General features: G+C 45.5%; 15 protein-coding genes and 1 tRNA gene. 14 read left to right on the forward strand and 2 right to left on the reverse strand.

Annotated features, from left to right (window positions below; genetic code table 11):
- The first annotated feature begins 52 nt into the window (after window positions 1-52).
- The 3 genes from C1A07_RS11265 (at window position 53) to C1A07_RS11275 (ending at window position 3,236) form a co-directional block, all read left to right on the forward strand.
- Window positions 53-1,159: a BclA protein gene (locus tag C1A07_RS11265; protein ID WP_242972301.1), complete on the forward strand. Its 1,107-nt coding sequence runs from the start codon at window positions 53-55 to the stop codon at window positions 1,157-1,159.
- A 177-nt stretch (window positions 1,160-1,336) separates the two neighbouring features.
- Window positions 1,337-2,851 carry a BglG family transcription antiterminator gene (locus C1A07_RS11270; RefSeq protein WP_101877180.1) on the forward strand — a complete coding sequence of 505 codons (1,515 nt, stop codon included), beginning with the start codon at window positions 1,337-1,339 and terminating at the stop codon, window positions 2,849-2,851.
- Window positions 2,772-3,236 (forward strand): PTS sugar transporter subunit IIA, encoded by a 465-nt coding sequence (locus C1A07_RS11275; protein WP_180952236.1) that lies wholly within the window; start codon window positions 2,772-2,774, stop codon window positions 3,234-3,236. Before C1A07_RS11270 ends, C1A07_RS11275 begins: the two co-directional genes overlap by 80 nt.
- 181 nt (window positions 3,237-3,417) lie before the next feature.
- Here the strand turns inward: C1A07_RS11275 and C1A07_RS11280 are convergent, their stop codons facing one another.
- A complete protein-coding gene (locus tag C1A07_RS11280; RefSeq protein ID WP_101877182.1) occupies window positions 3,418-5,103 on the reverse strand; it encodes a recombinase family protein in 1,686 nt (561 codons plus the stop codon).
- Between the two features lie 136 nt (window positions 5,104-5,239).
- Between C1A07_RS11280 and C1A07_RS11285 the strand changes: the two genes are divergently transcribed.
- The 9 genes from C1A07_RS11285 to C1A07_RS11330 all read left to right on the forward strand — a co-directional run bounded on the left by C1A07_RS11285 (window position 5,240) and on the right by C1A07_RS11330 (window position 15,292).
- Window positions 5,240-5,917 carry a helix-turn-helix domain-containing protein gene (locus C1A07_RS11285; protein ID WP_101877183.1) on the forward strand — a complete coding sequence of 226 codons (678 nt, stop codon included), beginning with the start codon at window positions 5,240-5,242 and terminating at the stop codon, window positions 5,915-5,917.
- A gap of 49 nt (window positions 5,918-5,966) precedes the next feature.
- The gene (locus tag C1A07_RS11290; RefSeq protein WP_242972364.1) at window positions 5,967-6,770 is read left to right on the forward strand and encodes an IS3 family transposase; all 804 of its coding nucleotides are present in this window, start codon (window positions 5,967-5,969) and stop codon (window positions 6,768-6,770) included.
- A 115-nt stretch (window positions 6,771-6,885) separates the two neighbouring features.
- A protein-coding gene (locus C1A07_RS11300; protein WP_408609816.1) for an IS3 family transposase occupies window positions 6,886-8,099 on the forward strand; the annotation gives its coding sequence in 2 pieces (ribosomal slippage) (window positions 6,886-7,240 and window positions 7,240-8,099; 1,215 coding nt in all).
- 3 nt (window positions 8,100-8,102) lie between these two features.
- A complete protein-coding gene (gene mmsA, locus C1A07_RS11305; RefSeq protein ID WP_101877187.1) occupies window positions 8,103-9,620 on the forward strand; it encodes a multiple monosaccharide ABC transporter ATP-binding protein in 1,518 nt (505 codons plus the stop codon).
- 3 nt (window positions 9,621-9,623) lie between these two features.
- Window positions 9,624-10,796, forward strand: a complete 1,173-nt coding sequence (gene mmsB, locus C1A07_RS11310) for a multiple monosaccharide ABC transporter permease (protein ID WP_101877188.1) — start codon at window positions 9,624-9,626, stop codon at window positions 10,794-10,796.
- Between the two features lie 73 nt (window positions 10,797-10,869).
- A complete protein-coding gene (locus tag C1A07_RS11315) occupies window positions 10,870-11,487 on the forward strand; it encodes a DUF4867 family protein (RefSeq protein WP_101877189.1) in 618 nt (205 codons plus the stop codon).
- 30 nt (window positions 11,488-11,517) lie between these two features.
- Window positions 11,518-12,996 (forward strand): L-fucose/L-arabinose isomerase family protein, encoded by a 1,479-nt coding sequence (locus C1A07_RS11320; protein ID WP_101877190.1) that lies wholly within the window; start codon window positions 11,518-11,520, stop codon window positions 12,994-12,996.
- Window positions 12,997-13,030: 34 nt separating this feature from the next.
- Complete coding sequence (xylB, locus tag C1A07_RS11325) at window positions 13,031-14,506, forward strand: xylulokinase (protein ID WP_101877191.1); 1,476 nt, start codon at window positions 13,031-13,033, stop codon at window positions 14,504-14,506.
- Between the two features lie 108 nt (window positions 14,507-14,614).
- A complete protein-coding gene (locus C1A07_RS11330) occupies window positions 14,615-15,292 on the forward strand; it encodes a TIGR00266 family protein (RefSeq protein ID WP_101877192.1) in 678 nt (225 codons plus the stop codon).
- A 59-nt stretch (window positions 15,293-15,351) separates the two neighbouring features.
- Here the strand turns inward: C1A07_RS11330 and C1A07_RS11335 are convergent.
- Window positions 15,352-15,425 (reverse strand) — tRNA-Arg (locus tag C1A07_RS11335).
- Between the two features lie 212 nt (window positions 15,426-15,637).
- Here C1A07_RS11335 and C1A07_RS11340 point away from each other — a divergent pair.
- Window positions 15,638-17,314, forward strand: coding sequence for an ABC transporter substrate-binding protein (locus C1A07_RS11340; RefSeq protein WP_101877193.1), 1,677 nt, complete (start codon window positions 15,638-15,640; stop codon window positions 17,312-17,314).
- Between the two features lie 117 nt (window positions 17,315-17,431).
- Complete coding sequence (locus tag C1A07_RS11345) at window positions 17,432-18,355, forward strand: ABC transporter permease (protein WP_101877194.1); 924 nt, start codon at window positions 17,432-17,434, stop codon at window positions 18,353-18,355.

Consider the following 18,355-nt stretch of genomic DNA (forward strand, 5'->3'; position numbering starts at 1 on the left):
ATGCAGACCTTACCCCCAAAGGCCATGCTGCTGCAGAGGTCCTCAAGGTCCAATGGGGCCGATGGGACCAATGGGGCCAATGGGACCGATGGGACCAATGGGGCCAACCGGACCAATGGGATTTATGGGACCAACAGGACCGATGGGACCAATGGGACTTCAGGGACCGACAGGACCGATGGGACCAATGGGACTTCAGGGCCCAATAGGCCCAACAGGACCAACAGGTCCAATGGGACCTGGATTAAGCGACGCAGGCCCATTTAACCCTGCGATTCCTTATCTGGAAGGCGACCTTGTATATTACAATGGTTCACTGTACAGAGCGAACAGAAACTATCCTGAAGGAGTTCCCGGAACATCTAATGATTATGATTTAGTAACAGCAGCAGGTCCAACAGGAGCCACCGGAGCTACAGGCCCACAGGGTCCACAGGGTCCGGCGGGAGCAGCAGGAGCTACAGGAGCCACAGGCCCACAGGGTTCTCAAGGCATTCAGGGTCCGGAAGGTCCCCAGGGAGCCCAGGGCCCGGCAGGAGCAGCAGGAGCCACCGGGGCTACAGGTCCGGAAGGTCCCCAGGGAGCTGAGGGCCCGGCAGGAGCAGCAGGAGCCACCGGAGCTACAGGTCCAGAAGGCCCCCAGGGAGCTCAGGGCCCGGCGGGAGCGGCAGGAGCTACGGGAGCCACTGGAGCCACCGGAGCTACAGGTCCAACTGGACCAACAGGTCCTTCCGGCGCAATTCCGTTTAATGTACTTTATGCTGTGAATGCTGCCGACCAGACACCAGCCGGTGCCAATGACGCTTTAACTTTTGCCACCACACAGGTGGAGGAAGGTACTGCTATTACCCATTCAGCAGGTACAGGAACATTTACATTAACAGAAAACGGAACTTACCAGGTTATTTACAATACAGTAGTTTCAGACGCAACTGGTACTAGGCCTCCAGTAAGTGTAGGAGTAACATTACAAAATAATGGTACCCCTATTACAGGCACAGATTCTACTGCCACAATTACAGCGACCAACGATACTGCCACATTAAGCGGCAATACAGTTGTACAGGTAACTGCGGCTCCTGTAACTATTACACTGAATACTGACAATACAAACGGAGAATTCTCCAATACAGCAATTTCTATTAGAAAATTAGACTAAATATTAAATTAAAAACAGAAAACAGGTAGATAATAACAGGGGAGCGCTGCATTTGCGGCGCTCTCCAATTTGTTGTAGTTGACATGACTTTACAGAGAAGATTATGATAGAGTAGATGGAAAAAATATTTTTTTATTAAAGATTAAATTAGAACTGGAAGGTAAGCGGTGACAGAATATGAGACGAGACGGAAAAGAATTTTTAGAAGTTTTTTTAGACGGCAGCTATGTAACAGCAGGAGAAATTGCTGAAAAGTTTCATGTCAGCCCTAAAACTGTCAGGTTGAGGATTAAAGAGCTAAATGAAATAGGAAAAAATCATGGTTTTGTAATTATATCTAAGCCCAGGTTTGGATATCGGCTGGAAAATATAAATGAAAAGGCGGCTGAAAATTTTTATAAAAGCCAGAGGCAAAAAGAAGATAAAATTCCGGAATCTGCAGAAGAAAGAACAGATTTTCTGCTGGCATATTTAATCTCACATAAAACCTATATAAAAATAGATCAGCTTTGTGAATTTTTGTATGTCTCCAGAGCTACTTTGCAGATTTCCATTAAACAAACGGAACAGATTGTAAATCAGTACGGTATTGTTATAGAGAGAAGGCCTAACTTCGGTTTAAGAATGAAAGGGGCGGAGTTTGATTTCCGCAGATGCATTGGAGATTATTTTGTCAGAAGAAATCTGTTTTCTGATTTAGATGAAAACAGAAAGGGAAAGGAACTGAAAAGCCTGGGAGACATGGCTCTTTCCCTGATGAAGGAATATGATATCCATATGGCGGAAACATCCTTTGACATATTTATTCACCATGTATATATTGCTTTAAAGAGAATTAGATCAGGTTTTTTTACAGAATTATTAGATCAGGAAAATATAAGCCTGAGCCAGGAGGAGTGGAGTTTTATTTGGAGATTTACTGAGACCCTGGCGCAGGTGTGGAATGTAAAAATAGAAGAGAATGAGAAAAATTATATTGCCTTATATCTGGCGGGAAAAAGAACTATAGAGCTGGAGCAGGCGCAGGATCAAAATTTTGTAGTGGGAGAAGAGATTGGACAGCTGGCAGATTTGATTCTTAATGTGCTTCTAGACGAATTTAATGTGGATTTAAGAGGAGATTTTCATATTAGAATGATGCTTAGCTCCCATCTGGTGCCGCTGGCCATACGGATTCAGTATGGAATATCCAATGTAAGTCAGATTCTGGAGGAAGTAAAAAAGAATTATGCCTTTCCCTACACAATGGCTGTAAGAACAGGGGAGATTCTGGAAGAAAAATTTAAAAAAGAAATATCCCCGGATGAAGTCAGCTATTTTGCAGTGATATACGCTTTGGCCCTGGAGGAGATGAAAGGGAAAACCAGAAAAAAATCAAATATTCTTATTGTATGTAATTCTGGAAAGGGCAGCTCCAGACTGCTGCTTTATAAGTACAGAGAAGAATTCGGGGAGTATTTAAATAAAATTTACATTTGCGATATGGTGGGGCTGAACACCTTTGATTTTTCTAAAGTAGATTATGTATTTACTACAATCCCCATAAGCAGGCCGATACCAGTGCCTATTGTGGAGGTAGGCTTATTTCTTAGAAACCAGAGATCTGGTGCAGGTGAAAAATACCTTAAAAAGCAGCAGAAAGGCATATTTATCCCATATATACAGGCCAGAGCGTTTCTTTACAGAGATTAAAGGGACAAGCAAGGAGGAGGTTCTAGAGAATCTTTGTATTGCCATAGGAAAAAGAGAGAAACTGCCAGAAGGGTTTTTAGAGTCGGTTTTAATCAGAGAAGGGCTGGGACAAACAGATTTTGGAAATCATGTGGCAATGCCCCACCCTCATAAACTTTTGGCGGAAGAAACAAAGGTATTTGTAGCTGTTTTGAAGCAGCCTGTTTTTTGGACTAAAAATACAGTTCAGGCAGTATTTCTGGCTTCTATAGGGAACAGGCAGGATGAGTGCCTGCCTCATTTTTACGAGGCCACTGCAAGAGCGATGCAGAGCAGAGAAGGAATGGAAAGGCTGATTAAGGAGAAAACCTTTAAAGTTCTTATGGATATTTTAGATAAAGGTTAATTACACTATACCACATAGAATTTACCACATTCTATGTGGTATTTTTTCATGTGGTAATTAAATTTCAGCAAATTATAATAAGGCTAAGAATATAAATCGCGATTTATTATGGAGGTTAAGTTATGTCATATGAATGTTTCTTATTAGGAATACACACTGTCAGAAAGGTATGTGGCGGGTATCAGCCCGCCACAGCAGGGTTTTGAGTGGTGTTGATTTCAATGTACTCGGCAATCCGGCGGAGCTCGTCAGCAAATTTGAATTTCACACTAATATTGCCGTTTTCGTAAACCTTGATATGGTCTACAAGCTCAATCAAAATTTCCCGGTTGAGTGTTTCAATGTTCTGGTACTTCATAAAGGCTACAAGAGCAGGATGCTCCTTATTTACACCGTTTGCCAGCTCCGCCCGTTCAGCGGTCAGCCGGGCCAGAATGTCCGAGAGGGATGCGGCCTGCCGCTCATAATCGGCTTTCATATCCCGGTAGTCCTGCTGGGTAATTTCCCCGTCTTTCCAGTCTTGATAAAGAGACTGCTTGTACCGGGTCACTTTTGCCAGTTCCCGCTCCTTGGCGGCTATCAGATCGTCCAGTCGGAAAGACTGGCTTTTTTTGATGGGGGCCGAATTGATCCGGGCGATAATCTCGGAGTAGGAAACCGCCAGATGTACCTGTTGCCGTACAGCGAACAGGACAGCGGCCTCCAGCCGCTCATGCTTGATAGAGTGCATGGTGCAGGCTGTCCGAGAACGGTTTTTGTAAGTAGAGCAAAGGTAACGGGTGCTTTGCCCGCTTGAGCTTCGGGTAACAGACTTTCCACAATCCGCACAGCGGAGGAAGCCGCTGAACAGGTGGAGCTCCTTTGTCCGGGGAGCCCGCCGGGTATCCCGCTTTAAGAGAGATTGCACCTTTTCAAAAGTCTCCCGCTCTATGATGGCCTTGTGAGTATCGGGAACCCGTACCCATTCTTCCTCGGGCACTTCCTCGATCTGGTGTACCTTGTAGCTTTTCACCCGGCGGCGGCCCTGCACCAAATCCCCGGTATAAATCGGGTTTGTGAGAATAAGGGTTACGGCCTTATCGCCCCACAGGGGAGTGTCCGATGGTGAGCTCACAGGCAGGCCCTTTTCCTTGCGGTAGGTAGCCGGGCTCGGTATACCGTGATCGTTCAAGTGATAGACGATAGACCGCCGAGCCCTGCCCTGCAAACACAGGTCATAAATGAGCTTGACTATTTCAGCCGCCTCGGGATCGACAATCAACTGGTGCTTGTCTTTCGGGTCTTTCACATAGCCATAGGGAGCAAAGGAGCCGATATACTGCCCGTTGCGCCGCTTGTAGTCAAAGACCTGGCGGATCTTCTTTGAGGTCTGGTAGCAGTATTGATCGTTCATTACATTCGTAATGGGGACGATAATGCTGGAAACGCTGTCCGGGTCACGGTAGCTGTCTACATTCTCGGCAAGGCTGATAAAGCGGACGCCCATTTGAACAAACAGGTTGTCAATCAGACTGCCTGCATCGCTGTAATTTCTTGCGAAACGGGAAAGGTCTTTGACGATCACACAATTTATTTTGCCACTCATTACATCGGCAAGGAGCCGTTGGAAGTCCTCCCGGTTGGCGTCCGTCCCGGTGTGGCCGTCATCCACATACTCTGCGATGCTTTCAAATTCGTCCTGATGCTTAAAGTAGAAATCCCCCAGCAGGTCACGCTGGTTTTTCACGCTGTTGCTGTCATCCTTGCCTTCTTTAACTTTTTTCAAATCCTCTTTAGAAAGCCGGATGTATGCGCCCAGCCGCCAGCGGCGGACGGTATAAGAGGGAGAGAAACTCTGCTTAAATCCTCTGTTTTTTGTTCGTGCCATTGTTCCTCTTTCCCTATCACATTACATCTATATTATACCTCTGCCCGGGCGGGACAACAAGGATGCCTCCGCCTTGGGACACTTTGGTATGCTCCCAATAAGGCAGACAAGAAAATAATATAAGGAGGGAGCATAGATGGGGAAACGAAAAGAGTTTAGGCTCGAGGAAAAAGTCTCGCTGGTAGAGGAATGCCTTGCAGGCCGGTTGCGAATGCGGGATGCGGCGCGGCGGGCCGGAGTGGGGCACTCTACTATGGAGAGCTGGATCAGCCGGTACCGTTCGGAGGGAATCTCGGCACTGGCGGAGGACGGGAACCGGTCCAAGCGGCGGTACAGTGAGGACTTCAAGCGCAAAGTAGTGGATGCTTACCTGTCCGGCCAGGGCAGCTCCATGGCCATTGCAGAAGAGTATCAGCTTCGCTCTGAGAACCTGGTATTGGACTGGGTAAAGGCGTATCATGAAAGAAACTCCAGACAAGAGAAGGGAGGTTCTGTCATGAGAAGAGAACACACGGTGGAGGAACGGCTGCAGGCGGTGCTGTCCTGTCTGGACGGCGGGCAGTCGCTTGGGGATGTGGCACAGGCATATCAGGTGGAGGTTCAGACACTGCGGGGCTGGGTGAAAAAATATCGGAAGCTTGGGACGGCAGGACTGGAGGACCGCCGCGGTCATCGGCTGGCGAATCAGATACCCCGAAGTTCGGATGAGGCCTTGCGGATTGAGAATGCCCGGTTGAAACAGGAAAATGAATTACTGAAAATGGAGCTATATCTGCGAAAAAAAGTGAAGGAGTTAGAAAGGGGGGATCGCTGAGGCAGTTCCGGCAGGAGCAATGGTATGAAGCGGTGCGCTGCAGCTGCATATCTCCCGGGCCGGATACTACCGGTGGCGCTCCGGGAAAGCCGGGGACCGTGTCGCCGAGAATCAGCGCATCGCCGGGTTGATTCGGGAGATCCACCGGGAGAGCCCGGACAAGGGATACCGCCGTATTCGGGACGATTTGGACAAGTATTATCATGCACCGGTCAACGACAAGCGGGCGCTGCGCATCTGCCGCAGCCTGGGGATTCAGTCTGCAGTGAAGTACGCGCCCCGAGGCTGCACACGGTCGGCAGCCGCCCCCAAGAATCTGGCGGAGAATGTACTGAACCGCAGGTTTTATGCAGACCACCCCAACGAGAAGTGGCTCACCGATGTGACGGAGTTCCACTATTACATGGGCCCCACCATGCACAAGCTCTATCTGAGCGCCATCCTGGACTTGTGCGACCGGAGGATTGTTTCCTTCGCCATCCGGGATACCAATGAGGCTGCTCTGGTGCACCGCACGCTGGATCAGGCATTGGAGACCAATCCCGGCGCCCATCCCCTGCTCCACAGCGACCGTGGCAGCGCTTATACTACTCAAATCTTCCATGACAAGCTGACTGCGGCGGGCATTACTCAAAGTATGTCCCGGGTGGGAAAGTGTACTGACAACGGGCCCATGGAGGGATTTTGGGGCATCCTCAAGCGGGAGCGCTACTATGGCCGACACTTTACCAGCCGCGCAGAGCTGGTCAAGATGATCCGGGAGTACATTACCTATTACAACTTCCGCCGCCTCCAGCGTGGACTGGGAGTGCGGACTCCTATGGAGGTCCATGACTGCCTGTCGGCCGCGTAGTGACCAGGTCTGCTCCATATTACTGGACAGGCAGAGATTCGCTTGTAAAGTGTAAAGTATTGAAGTGACCCCCAAAAGTTGGACAAGAAAGTCAACGAAAGGGATGCAGAAATCTATGGGAAAAGAATTGTTCAGTGAGGAATTAAAATTAGCGGTTGTTCAGTATGTACTGGAAGGGCATACACGCAAAGAGGCATCCGAGAAATTTTGCGTATCCTGTACGCCAATTGAAAAATGGGTAAACTTGTATAAGCTGCATGGTACAAAAGGACTTCTAAGCAGAAATCTGGTTGGCCGACAAAAAGGCTTTGATGGCGAGTTTCGCCTAAAAGTGTTACAATACAAGCAGGAACAGTCGGAGCTGCAACAGGAAAACAAGCGGCTGTCAGAAGAAAATTACCGGTTAAGAATGGAGAATGATTACCTAAAAAAATTAAACGCCTTAATTCAGAAGCGGGAAAAACCCGAATAAGCGATGTTGTGGCTGCTGTTACAGAATTAAGGCGTGATTATCCTCTGGCAGCATTACTTAAACTGGCCGGCATTCCCCGAAGTACATACTACTACTATTCCCGGAAAGCCAATGCTGTGGATAAATACGCAAAAGAAAGGGCGGAAATTATAGCAATTTATCAGGAGAATCAAGGCCGGTACGGGTATCGGCGGATTGGTATGGAATTACGCAACAGGGGCTTTTGTCTGAACCACAAGACGGTACAAAAGCTGATGAAGGAATCAGGCCTGAAATATATGGTACGAATGAAAAAGTATCGTTCTTACCGTGGAGAAGTCGGCAAGATTGCACCAAATCTACTGGCTAGAGATTTCCATGCGGAAAGGCCGAATCAGAAATGGGTAACTGATGTGACTGAGTTTTCCCCGTTTGGAAGCAAACTTTATCTCTCTCCTGTGCTTGACCTGTATAATGGTGAGATCATCAGCTATGCCATCAGTAAACGGGCTAATTACCGCCAGGTGGATGAGATGCTGGATAAAGCGTTCTCCCGGCTCCCGGACAGCAGCGGGCTGATCCTTCATTCGGATCAGGGCTGGCAATATCAGAACGTTAGGTATCAAAAAAGACTGTTAGAAAAAGGCATTCGGCAAAGTATGTCCAGAAAGGGAAACTGTCTGGACAATGCGGTTATGGAAAACTTTTTCGGACTGTTAAAATCGGAATTGCTATACCTGCGGACGTTCCAATCATTAGACGAGTTCTGCCAGGAACTGGTCGCTTATCTTGAATACTATAACTACAACCGAATCAAAGAAAAATTGAATGGATTAAGTCCTGTCCAATACAGAATTCAAAACGGCTTTGCCGCATAACTCTTGTGCAACTTTTGGGGGTCACTTCAAGGCGTAAAGGCTCTTGACAATGTAAACCTGCAGGTAGAAGAGGGAGAAATCCATGCGCTTGTAGGAGAAAACGGAGCAGGCAAATCCACGCTGATGAACGTACTCAGCGGAATTTATCCCTACGGCTCTTACGAGGGAGACATTATTTATAACGGTCAGGTCTGCAAGTTTAATAAAATCAGCGACAGCGAGGAAAAGGGAATAGTTATTATTTATCAGGAGCTGGCACTGATTCCTTATATGTCAATCGGCGAGAATATGTATCTGGGCAATGAGAGAGGAAAAAGCTATAACATTAACTGGAACGAAACATACGGCGAGGCGGACAAATATTTAAAAATTGTAGGTTTAAACGAACCTTCCCACACATTGATTAAAGATATAGGAGTAGGCAAGCAGCAGTTAGTGGAAATAGCGAAGGCCCTGGCAAAAAATGCAAAGCTGCTGATTTTAGACGAGCCTACAGCCTCTTTAAATGAAGATGATTCAAAGGCGCTTCTGGAACTGCTGCTGAAATTTAAGGCAGAGGGCATGACTTCTATTATTATTTCCCATAAGCTGAATGAAATTGCCTATGTAGCAGATAAAATTACGGTTATCCGCGACGGTTCCACAATTGAAACACTGGATAAGACAAAAGACGACATTTCTGAGGACAGAATTATTCAGGGAATGGTAGGCAGAGAACTGACAGACCGATTCCCAAAACGCCACGACGTAAAAATCGGGGACGTTGCTATGGCAGTAAAAGACTGGAATGTATACCATCCCCTTTACTCTGACAGAAAGGTGGTAAATAATGTTTCCTTTAATGTCAGAAAAGGAGAAGTAGTTGGTATCTGCGGACTGATGGGCGCAGGCAGAACTGAGCTGGCAATGAGTATTTTTGGAAAAAGCTATGGAACCAATATTAGCGGCCAGCTGACGATTCACGGAAAAGAAGTAAAGCTGCACTCCATACAGGATGCAATTAAGCATAAAATCGCTTATGTAACTGAGGACAGAAAAGGGAACGGGCTGATACTCAGCAACCCTATTAAAATTAACAACACCCTGGAAAATATGGATGCGGTCAGCACCAGAGGGGTGATAGATCAGGATAAGGAATTTGCAGTGGCGGAGGATTACCGCCAGAAGCTGAAAACAAAATGTCCTACTGTAGATCAGAATGTAGGAAATTTAAGCGGCGGAAACCAGCAGAAGGTGCTGCTGGCAAAATGGATGTTTACAGAACCGGATATTCTGATTCTGGATGAGCCTACAAGAGGTATTGACGTAGGTGCCAAGTATGAGATTTATTGTATCATCAATGAGCTGGTGGCTTCCGGAAAGTCAGTAATTATGATTTCCTCCGAGCTTCCTGAGGTTTTAGGCATGTCTGACCGGATTTATATTATGAATGAAGGAAAGATTGTAGGCCAGATGAATGCAGAGGAGGCAACCCAGCAGTCCATTATGGCATGTATTCTTAAATCAGATAAAGGAGAATAAACCATGGATAATAATATTAAACTTTCAGAAGTATTTAAAAAATATACGATGATTATTGCCCTGGCGGTAATTGTAATTCTGTTTACTGCCAAGACAGGCGGAAAAATGCTTCTGCCCCAGAACGTAAACAACCTGATTGCCCAGAACGCATATGTATTTATTTTGGCAACCGGTATGCTGTTTTGTATTCTGACAGGAGGAAATATTGACCTTTCTGTAGGTTCTGTAGTATGTTTCGTAGGCGCTATCGGCGGAAAGATGATGATTGAAAGCGGCATGAATCCTTATCTCACTATTTTCGCCATGGCTTTCATCGGAATTTTAGTAGGAGCATGGCAGGGATTCTGGATTGCCTATGTGCGGATTCCTCCGTTTATTGTAACCTTGGCCGGTATGCTGATGTTCAGAGGACTTTCCAATGTAGTGCTTCAAGGTATGACTCTTTCACCAGTGCCGGACAGCTTCTTAAAGCTGTTTAACAACTATGTGCCGGATTTCTTTGGCGGAGAAGGCTTAAACATTACATGTCTGGCAGCAGGAGTGCTGGCGTGTCTTGTATATATTGCGATTGTATTTACCGGAAGAAAAAGAAGAATGGCAAAAGGCTACAGAGTAGATCCTATTACAGGCGTGATTATTAAAATGTTTGTTATCTGTGCAGTTGTGCTGGCATTTATGTTCCGTCTGGCGCAGTACAAGGGCATTCCAAACTCATTAGTATGGGTTGCAGTAATTATTGGAATTTACAGCTATATTGCCTCTAAAACTACAACAGGACGTTATTTCTATGCAGTAGGCGGAAATGAAAAAGCTACCAGACTTTCCGGTATTAACACTAACAGAGTGTACTTCCTGGCATATTTAAATATGGGACTTTTGGCCGCAGTGGCAGGAATGGTTACTGTTGCCCGTCTGAATTCTGCTAACCCTACAGCAGGAAACAACTACGAAATGGACGCTATCGGAGCCTGCTTTATCGGCGGCGCTTCCGCATACGGCGGAGTTGGAACTGTACCTGGAGTTATTGTAGGCGCTACCTTAATGGGCGTTCTCAACTTAGGTATGAGTATTATGGGGGTTGACCAGAACCTTCAGAAAGTAGTAAAAGGCGGCGTTCTTCTGGCAGCCGTAATTTTCGACGTAGTCAGCAAGAGAAAATCATTTATTGTAAAATAACTAACGTTTTAAAAAAGAGATTGTACAGTAATTTTTTTACATATCAAGTAGAATATAACGGAGGCAGGACAATATGAAAATTCAGAAGGTTACAGATCCGGCATTTATTCCATACGGAAAAGTGATTACAGATTTTCCGTGCCAGGATATCCTGAATGCCATGAAAGAGACTCCTGTTCCTGAGGATGTTATTTATGTAGCATCCTGTAAGGAGCTGGAGGAGTGTGAAAGCGCGAAAACTGCGGCAGAAAGCCTTTACGGGGGAATGCCTGTACAGCTGGGGTATTGTAACGGCCACAACAAGCTTTTAAACGCTGTGGAATATCACAGAGATTCAGAAGTAAATATTGCGGCCACAGACCTGGTGCTGATTTTAGGCAGACAGCAGGATATTGAAGAGGACTTTACATATGACACTTCTAAAATGGAAGCGTTTCTGGTGCCGGCGGGAACTGTGCTGGAGGTATATGCTACAACTCTCCACTACGCTCCCTGCCATGTAGATGAAAAGGGATTTCAGTGTGTAGTAATCCTTCCCAGAAACACTAACACAGACATTGAGGAAAAAAATGTAACTGGAGAAGACAGACTGCTTCTGGCCAGAAATAAATGGCTGATCGGCCATAAAGAAGGCGGCCTGCCAGAAAGGGCGTTTATTGGCCTGAAGGGCGAAAATTTGTCTATTGACTAAAATGCTTTAATTGGAAAAGGAGAATGAATTATGAACAATATGCCTGTAGTAAAAGTAGGTATCGTGGCAGTCAGCAGAGACTGTTTCCCAGAAAGCCTTTCTGTAAACAGAAGAAAAGCTTTAGTGGAAGCATATAAAGCAAAATATGATGAGAAGAACATTTATGAATGTCCTGTATGTATTGTGGAAAGTGAAATCCACATGGTGCAGGCCTTAGAGGACATTAAAAACGCAGGATGTAATGCCCTTGTAGTTTACCTTGGAAACTTTGGACCTGAAATTTCCGAGACACTTCTGGCAAAACATTTTGACGGGCCTGTGATGTTTGTAGCGGCTGCAGAGGAAAGCGGAGACAATCTGCATCAGGGAAGAGGAGACGCATACTGCGGAATGTTAAACGCCAGCTATAACTTAAAGCTGCGCAATGTGAAGGCATATATTCCAGAATATCCAGTTGGAACAGCAGAAGAATGCGCGGACATGATCGAGGAATTCCTTCCAATTGCAAGAACATTAGTAGGACTTTCTGATTTAAAGATTATCAGCTTTGGCCCAAGACCATTAAACTTCCTGGCATGTAACGCTCCTATTAAACAGCTGTACAACTTGGGAGTTGAAATTGAAGAGAACTCTGAGCTGGATTTATTTGAGGCATATAATAAACATGCTGATGACCCAAGAATTCCTGATGTTGTAAAAGACATGGAAAAAGAACTGGGCGAAGGCAACATGAAGCCGGAAATTCTGCCTAAGCTGGCTCAGTATGAGCTGACCTTATTAGACTGGGTGGAGGCTCACAAAGGATACAGAAAATATGTAGCTATTGCCGGAAAATGCTGGCCTGCATTCCAGACGCAGTTTGGTTTTGTTCCATGCTATGTAAACAGCCGTTTAACAGGAATGGGCATCCCTGTTTCCTGCGAGGTTGATATTTACGGCGCGTTAAGCGAGTTTATCGGCACATGCGTCAGCCAGGATGCAGTTACTCTTCTGGATATTAACAACAGCGTGCCTGCAGACATGTATGAGTCTGATATTAAAGGCAAATTTAACTATACTCACCAGGATACATTTATGGGCTTCCACTGTGGAAATACATGCTCCAGAAAACTGGCTGCATGTTCTATGAAGTACCAGATGATTATGGCCAGAACCTTACCTGAGGAAGTAACACAGGGAACACTGGAGGGAGATATTGCCCCAGGCGATATTACATTCTTCCGTCTTCAGAGCACAGCTGACTGCCAGCTGAGAGCTTATGTAGCTCAGGGGGAGGTGCTTCCTGTAGCAACACGTTCCTTTGGCTCTATCGGTATTTTTGCAATTCCGGAAATGGGCAGATTCTACCGCCACGTATTAATTGAGAAAAACTATCCTCACCACGGCGCCGTAGCATTTGGACATTACGGAAAAGCATTATTTGAAGTATTCAAATATTTAGGAGTAGAGGATATTGGATTTAATCAGCCAAAGGGTATGATGTATCCAAGCGAAAATCCATTTGCATAATTCACCACTGAAACATAAGGGGGAGGTTTTTAATATGTTTTATATTGGCGTAGACCTGGGCACCTCGTCTGTAAAGCTTCTGCTTATGGATGGCTCCGGGAAAATCGAAAAAATTGTTTCCAGGGAATATCCGATTGCATTTCCTCATCCAGGCTGGTCTGAGCAGAGTCCACAGGACTGGTGGAAGGAAACAAAAGCAGGAATCTGTGAATTAACAGAAGGCTTTGACAAAAGTCAGGTGGCAGGAATCAGCTTTGGAGGACAGATGCATGGCCTGGTGATCCTGGACAAAGAGGATCAGGTCATTCGCCCGGCAATTCTCTGGAATGACGGAAGAACACAAAAGCAGACAGATTATTTAAATAACTCAGTTGGCAAGGATAAACTGTCTGCTTACACTGCAAATATTGCTTTTGCAGGCTTTACAGCCCCTAAAATTCTGTGGGTAAAGGAAAATGAACCGGAGAATTTTCAAAGAATCGCTAAAATAATGCTGCCTAAGGATTATATTGCTTACTGTCTCACAGGCGTACACTCTTCAGATTATTCAGATGCATCAGGAATGCTTTTAATGGATGTGAAGAATAAATGCTGGTCCAGAAAAATGATGGAAATCTGTGATGTGAAAGAGGAGCAGCTTCCTAAGCTGTATGAAAGCTATGAGATTACAGGCACATTAAAACCGGAGGTTGCAGAGGAATTAGGCCTGCCAAAAGCCTGTATCGTCACAGCAGGGGCAGGAGACAATGCTGCAGCAGCCGTAGGAACAGGCACTGTTGGAAACGAGAAGTGCAATATTTCTCTGGGAACCAGCGGAACCATATTTATTTCCAGCAATGATTTCTGTGTAGATAAATTTAACGCTCTTCATGCCTTTGCCCATGCAGACGGACATTATCATTTAATGGGATGTATGCTTAGCGCAGCTTCCTGCAATAAATGGTGGATGGATGAAATCATCAGAACAAAGGACTACGGCGCAGAACAGAAGGGAATTGAAAAGCTGGGAGAGAATCATGTATTCTTCCTGCCTTATCTTATGGGCGAGCGTTCCCCCCACAATAACCCTAATGCCAGAGGCACTTTTACAGGTCTGACTATGGACAGCACCAGAGAAGACATGACCCAGGCTGTGTTAGAGGGAGTGGCATTTGCCATTCGGGATTCTCTGGAGGTAGCAAGAGCCCAGGGACTTCACATTGAAAGAGCTACTATTTGCGGCGGCGGAGCCAAAAGCCCTCTTTGGAAGAAAATGATCGCCAATATTTTAAATATTAAAGTAGATGTGATTAAATCCGAGGAAGGCCCTGCACTTGGCGGAGCTATGCTGGCTGCAGTAGCCTGCGGCGAATATAAATCTGTGGAGGAGGCAGCCAAGGCTATTGTGAAGGTTGTGGACACAGTGGAGCCAGATATGGAGCTGGTGGAAAAATACGAGAAAAAGTATAGAACCTTTGCAGAAATTTACCCTGCGCTGAAGCCGGTTTTTGACAAAATCGCTGAGGCATAAAAATGAGTATTTCTTACCTTTTTATGAATATAGGAAAATGTTCAGATAATTATGGTATAATATGAACACTTGACAATGTGTAAAGGATTATCATAAGGAGGTAAATGGATGGAATATAAGTTAATTGGCAATGTAATTCCTGCAGTGGAGGTTACTCTGCACAAGGGGGAAGCTATGCAGACCCAGTCAGGCGGAATGGCGTGGATGAGCCAGGGCCTGACGCTGGAGTCCAATGTAAAAGGCGGGCTGGCCAGAGGCATCGGCAGAATGTTTTCAGGTGAATCCTTATTTTTAGCTACATATACTGCGGAAAAGGAAAATGCAGTAATTGCTTTTGCAGCGACTGTGCCTGGGAAAATCCTGCCGGTGAATGTGTCAGAGACAAAATTGATTTGTCAAAAGGGAGCTTTTTTGTGTTCCCAGACTACAGTAGAGCCCAAAGTGTCTTTTACTAAAAAGTTTTCCTCCGGATTTTTTGGAGGCGAAGGCTTTATTCTCCAGGAATTAACTGGCACAGGAATGGCTTTTTTAGAGGTGGACGGCGACCTGGTGGAAAAGAATTTAGGTCCGGGAGAGGTGTATAAAGTAGATACCGGAAATGTATTTGCTTTTGAAAAATCTGTCTCCTATGAGATTGAGACAGTAAAGGGCATTAAAAATGTGCTGTTTGGAGGAGAGGGATTATTTCTCACAAAATTAACAGGACCGGGAAAGGTGTATCTCCAGACTATGAATTTTGCAGAGTACACAGGCAGAATCGCCTCATCTATTCCGTCAAAAGGATAAAAGATATTGGCAAAAAAATTACCGCAGGCTTAGTAATAAACCTGCGGTAATTTTTTAAGCGCGCCAGAGAAGATTCGAACTCCCGACACTACGGTCCGTAGCCGTATGCTCTATCCAGCTGAGCTACTGACGCACATCAGTTGCTTGTGCAACGTTAATTATTTTAGGACATATCCCGTGATTTGTCAATATATTTTTGAAATATTTTTCCGGATATTGAAATTCCTTTTCTAATATGTTATTATGCATTCAACAAAAGGATTTTTGGAGACAATGCAAAGGTGCAGCCAGTGTGGTATTGCGCCCATTTTTTGTATCCATGGATAATCAGGGAGGAGAGCTATTATGAAAAAAAGAGTGTGTATGGCTGCTGCTGTAATACTTGCTGCAGGTCTTGCTCTTGCAGGGTGCGGCGAGGGCGGCGCTTCTGCCACAGAACAAGGAGGAGAACAGACCCAGGCAGCTGGGGAGACGGTTGTGCCGGGGGAGACAAAAGGTACGGAGGTGGATACTACAGGCTTTATCCGCACATGTCTGGTTGCTGATATCCAGACTGCTGATGTACACAAGACGTCTAAAGATTATGAGGTGCCTCTGAACATTTATGACAGGCTGGTGGACGTGGAAGTAGAAGGGGACGGAAGCACTAAAATTGTGGGAAATCTGGCTGAAAGCTGGGATGTAAGCAGCGACGGACTGGTGTATACATTCCATTTAAGACAGGGAGTAAAGTACCACAATGATGCAGATTTTACAGCAGATGACGTAAAGTACTCATTTGAGCGTATGCTGACAGTTACAGGAGGCACCAACTCCGAGTTTGTAGATCAGATTTTAGGCGCTACAGAGCTGTTTAACGGCCAGGCTGAGGAATTAGAGGGAGTTAAGGTTCTGGACGATTATACTGTGGAGGTTACTTTAAGAGAACCATATGCAGGATTTTTGGCATGTTTGTCCAGTTCGGGAGTTGCAATTTATGACAGAGAAAGTACAGAAGAGGCAGGGGATCAGTTTGGACTGGACCCATCTGTAACCTTTGGAACAGGCCCCTTTAAATTTGCATCCTGGACGTTAAATGATGAGCTGGTGCTGGTGCGCAATGACAATTACTGGAAAGGAGCTCCTGCCCTTCCCGGAATTGTGATTAAAATTGTGCCTGATGTGCAGACCCAGACAATGATGTTTGAAAATGGGGAGCTGGATATTGTAGATCTGGATTATGCCAGAGACTCTATTGACCATTTCCAGGCCACATATCCGGATCAGATTGTAGGCGGACCTCGGGTGGGCATCACATATTTTACAATGAATGAGAATATTGAGCCTTTTGCTGATGTAAAGGTGAGAAAAGCTGTGCAGATGGCGATTGACCGTCAGGCAATTCTGGATTCTCTTTACGGCGGCAGAGGACAGCTGGAAAACGGTATTTTCCCGCAGGGATTAATTGGACATAATGCTAATATTCCTGCCATTGAGTATAATCCGGAGGAAGCGAAAGAGCTGTTAGAGGAAGCTGGATACGGGGACGGATTTACTATGGAGATTGCAGCGGACAGCAGCGCTTCAGACACTGTTACTATGGCCCTTCAGGTTATTAAGGATCAGCTGGCTCAGATCGGCATCACAGCTGAAATTAAAACATACGACGAATCTACATGGCTGGATACACGAAACTCCGGAGAACTAGGTTCCTTTATGTCCACATGGTCGGCAGATTATAATGATCCTGACAACTTTATTTACACCTTCTTCGGCAATGAAGAGAAAACTAAGATGAGATCTTTGAATTATCCAGATACAGCGGTGATGGAGAGAGTGCAGAAGGCACGTTCTATTGTAAATCAGGACGAGAGGATTGCAGAATATAATGATCTGGAAGAAAAACTGATTATTGAGGATGCGGCCTGGGTACCTATTCTTTCTGAAGAGCATCTTTTTGCAGTAGGAAAGAATGTAGAAGGCTTTACGCCTGCATGGAACGGTCTCAGTGACATTATTTTCTACAATGTTTCTTTAAAATAATAAAATTTATACAGTAAGTTATGGACGTGGGAGTGCGGCGGCAATAAGATTCCGGCAGGAATAGCCGGTTTGCCGCAGCGCTCTCATCTGTTTTAAGCTTTAGGAAGGGGAATCCCAGTGTTAAAAAATATCCTGAAACGAATTGTAATATCCATACCGGTTCTGATCGGCGTAATTCTTCTGATTTTTATTATGCTTAGAATTGTGCCCGGCAACCCTGTAAGCACCATGCTGGGAGAGCATGTGAATCAGGCCATTATTGACAAGGTAAGCAGAGAAATGGGGCTGGATCAGCCATTTTACATACAGTTTTTTAAATATATTGGAAATGCTATTCAAGGCGATTTCGGCACCTCTTACCGCCTAAACAGAAATGTGACCTCCATTATATTGGAAGCCTTTCCAAATACAGTTAAGCTGGCTTTGTGCGCCGCTGTATTTTCCTGGATTATTGGGATTGTCACAGGAATGATAGCGGCTATTAAGCAAAACAAGCTTTTGGACCGGCTTTTTATGGGAGTGGCTCTTATGGGCGTTTCTATGCCTGTATTTATGATTGCTTTAGTGATGCAGTATATATTTGCATTTAAATTAAAATGGTTTCCAGTTTCAGGGTATGATTCCCTGGCCTGTATGGTTCTGCCTGCCATAGTGTTAGGCTGGAACTCTGCAGGAAGCATTGCCAGAATGACCCGCTCTAATGTGCTGGAGGTTATGCAGGACGACTACATCAGAACTGCCAGGGCAAAGGGGCTTAGGGAATACAGGGTGATTATAGGCCACGCCTTGAAAAACGCCATGCTTCCTGTGGTTACCATGATGGCTCTCCAGATTGCCAGTATGTTGTCGGGAGCGGTTATTACAGAAAGTGTTTTTGGGATTCCGGGTATTGGAAGATTGGCGGTAAATGCCATCGAAACAAGGGATATGCCTTTGCTTCAGGGCACAGTAGTGTTTACTACAGTGCTGGTAATTATGGGAAATCTGGCTGCGGACCTTTTGTATTCCGTATTAGATCCAAGAATCAGGGAGGACGCTTAA

The organism is Lachnoclostridium edouardi (assembly GCF_900240245.1).
GTDB classification, from domain to species: Bacteria; Bacillota; Clostridia; order Lachnospirales; family Lachnospiraceae; genus Lachnoclostridium_A; species Lachnoclostridium_A edouardi.

Coding starts and splice junctions, on each gene's coding strand:
- C1A07_RS11285 (WP_101877183.1), top strand. CDS start 5,240: ATGGGGAAACGAAAAGAGTTTAGGCTCGAGGAAAAAGTCTCGCTGGTA.
- C1A07_RS11265 (WP_242972301.1), top strand. CDS start 53: ATGGGGCCGATGGGACCAATGGGGCCAATGGGACCGATGGGACCAATG.
- C1A07_RS11280 (WP_101877182.1), bottom strand. CDS start 5,103: ATGGCACGAACAAAAAACAGAGGATTTAAGCAGAGTTTCTCTCCCTCT.
- mmsB (WP_101877188.1), top strand. CDS start 9,624: ATGGATAATAATATTAAACTTTCAGAAGTATTTAAAAAATATACGATG.
- C1A07_RS11340 (WP_101877193.1), top strand. CDS start 15,638: ATGAAAAAAAGAGTGTGTATGGCTGCTGCTGTAATACTTGCTGCAGGT.
- C1A07_RS11320 (WP_101877190.1), top strand. CDS start 11,518: ATGAACAATATGCCTGTAGTAAAAGTAGGTATCGTGGCAGTCAGCAGA.
- C1A07_RS11270 (WP_101877180.1), top strand. CDS start 1,337: ATGAGACGAGACGGAAAAGAATTTTTAGAAGTTTTTTTAGACGGCAGC.
- xylB (WP_101877191.1), top strand. CDS start 13,031: ATGTTTTATATTGGCGTAGACCTGGGCACCTCGTCTGTAAAGCTTCTG.
- C1A07_RS11330 (WP_101877192.1), top strand. CDS start 14,615: ATGGAATATAAGTTAATTGGCAATGTAATTCCTGCAGTGGAGGTTACT.
- C1A07_RS11315 (WP_101877189.1), top strand. CDS start 10,870: ATGAAAATTCAGAAGGTTACAGATCCGGCATTTATTCCATACGGAAAA.